Origin of the sequence: Actinomadura parmotrematis, assembly GCF_019458805.1 — a bacterium.
Lineage (GTDB): Bacteria > Actinomycetota > Actinomycetes > Streptosporangiales > Streptosporangiaceae > Spirillospora > Spirillospora parmotrematis.
In genome coordinates this window covers 1-1,894 of sequence record NZ_JAIBOA010000048.1, presented here as the reverse complement: position 1 = coordinate 1,894, position 1,894 = coordinate 1, and the positions used below count along the sequence as shown (strand labels likewise).

Here is a 1,894-nt window from a genome sequence, read left to right as displayed (position 1 = left end):
GAGATGGGTGGTGTCCAGCCAGCGCGCTTCGACGGTGGAGAAGAAGGGGACGCGGGCTGGGTGCGGGGTGATGCCGGACAGGAGGTCGGCCAGCTCGTCCTTGATGGATTCGACGTGGGAGGTGTGGGAGGCGTAGTCGACGGCGATGCGGCGGGCGCGTACGCCCTCGGCGTCCAGAGTCGCGATCAGCTTGTCCAGGGCGGTGGGGTCCCCCGCCACAACCACCGACGCCGGTCCGTTGACCGCCGCGATCTCCAGGCCGAGGGCCAGGCGGACGGTGACGTCGTCGGCCGGTAGCGCGATCGAGGCCATGCCGCCCCGGCCCGCCAGGCCGCGGGCGATGGCCTGGCTGCGCAACGCGACCACTCGCGCCGCGTCCTCCAGGGAGAGGGCGCCCGCGATGTGGGCGGCGGCGATCTCGCCTTGTGAATGGCCGACGACGGCGTCGGGACGGACGCCGAACGACTCCCACAACCGCGCCAGCGCCACGTTCACCGCGAACGACACCGGCTGCACGACGTCCACACGGTCGAGCGGGCCGCGCAACGCGTCGGCGAGCGACCAGTCGACGTGCGGGCGCAGCGCCGCCTCGACTTCGGACAGGGCAGCGGCGAACACCGGGGAGGACTCGGCCAGGGCCACCCCCATCCCGCTCCACTGCGCGCCTTGCCCGGGGAACACGAACACCGTCCGGCCCTCGATTTCGGCCGGGCCGAGCGGCTCGACGGCCGCCAGACCGGCGGTCGCTTCGGCACGGTCGCCGGCCACCACGACCGCGCGGTGCTCCAGCGTCGCCCGCGCGGTGGCCAGGGCGTGCCCGATCTCGGCCGGCGTGAGGTCGTCGTGGTCGCGGACGAACGCCGCGAGCCGGTCGGCCTGGGCCCGCAGTCCGTCCGCCGTGCGAGCCGAGAGCAGCCAGGGCACCGCTCCAGGAGCCTCGGCGGGCGCTTCCGGCGGTTCCTCGGCGGCCGCTTCGAGGACGACGTGGGCGTTGGTGCCGCTCACGCCGAACGACGACACCCCGGCCCGGCGCGGCCGGTCCGCCGCAGGCCAGGCGATCGCCTCGGTCAGGACGCGGACGGCGCCCGTCGCCCACTCGACCTTGGACGACGGCGCGTCCACGTGCAGGGTCGCGGGCAGCACGCCGTTGCGGAGGGCTTGGACGGTCTTGATGACGCCGGCCACCCCGGCGGCGGCCTGGGTGTGCCCGATGTTGGACTTGAGGGAGCCCAGCCAGAGCGGCTGATCGTCCGGCCGGTCCTGGCCGTAGGTCGCCAGCAGGGCTTGGGCCTCGATCGGGTCGCCCAGCCGCGTACCCGTCCCGTGCCCCTCGACCGCGTCGACGTCCGCGCTCGTCAGGCCCGCGTTCGCGAGAGCCTGCCGGATGACACGCTCCTGCGACGGACCGTTCGGCGCGGTCAGCCCGTTCGACGCCCCGTCCTGATTCACGGCCGAACCCCGCACCACCGCCAGCACCTCGTGCCCGTTACGGCGCGCGTCCGACAGGCGTTCCAAGACCAGCACGCCGACGCCTTCCGCGAGGCCCGTTCCGTCGGCGGCGTCGGCGTACGCCTTGCAACGGCCGTCCGGCGCGAGGCCGCGCTGCCGCGAGAAGTCGATGAAGACCTCCGGGGTCGCCATCACGGCGACGCCTCCGGCCAGCGCCAGCGACGACTCCCCCGACCGCAGGGACTGCGCCGCCAGATGCAGCGCCACCAGCGACGACGAGCACGCCGTGTCCACCGTCACCGCCGGACCCTCCAGCCCCAGCGTGTACGCCACGCGGCCCGACGCGACGCTGCCGGAGTTGCCGATGCCGAAGTAGCCTTCGAGTCCCTCCGGGAGGCTCGCGAGATTGTCGCGGTAGTCGTGGAACATCAGCCCGGTGAAGACC

At 73.9% G+C, this 1,894-nt stretch carries 1 protein-coding gene; it reads right to left on the bottom strand.

What is annotated here, in order from left to right; genetic code table 11:
• A partial coding sequence (locus K1Y72_RS35800; RefSeq protein ID WP_372453072.1) for a type I polyketide synthase occupies nt 1–1,894 on the bottom strand: 1,894 nt, incomplete at both ends.